Consider the following 299-nt stretch of genomic DNA (forward strand, 5'->3'; position numbering starts at 1 on the left):
GAGGTAGATGGTGGGGTGGGAGTGGGTGTGAGGGTAGGTGGAGGGAATGTGAGAGTTAGTTTTGTGGTGGGTGAGGATGAGGTGGGTGTGGGAGAAAGGGGGGAAGGAGGGGGGGAGGACCGCCGTCGTCGGGATGTTCAGGCGTGGCGACAGGGTGCTCCGGTTGGGGGGGGGGGAAGTGGAGGGGGGTGTGGAGGGGGTGGGGGAGGTGGTGGAGGTGGAAGGGGTGGTGGAGGAGTGGGATGTAGTGGTAGGAGGAGATGAGGATGTGTGGGTGGTGAGGGGGGAGGTAGGCGGGG

At 65.2% G+C, this 299-nt stretch carries 1 protein-coding gene; it reads left to right on the forward strand.

Annotation, left to right across the window (positions count from 1 at the left end):
- Positions 1 to 70: 70 nt before the first annotated feature.
- Positions 71 to 299: hypothetical protein (locus FS507_RS19955; protein ID WP_222121461.1), on the forward strand; the 229-nt coding region annotated here is incomplete at its 3' end.

The sequence above is a fragment of the Corynebacterium glyciniphilum AJ 3170 genome, from assembly GCF_007673095.1.
In the GTDB taxonomy this organism is placed as follows: domain Bacteria; phylum Actinomycetota; class Actinomycetes; order Mycobacteriales; family Mycobacteriaceae; genus Corynebacterium.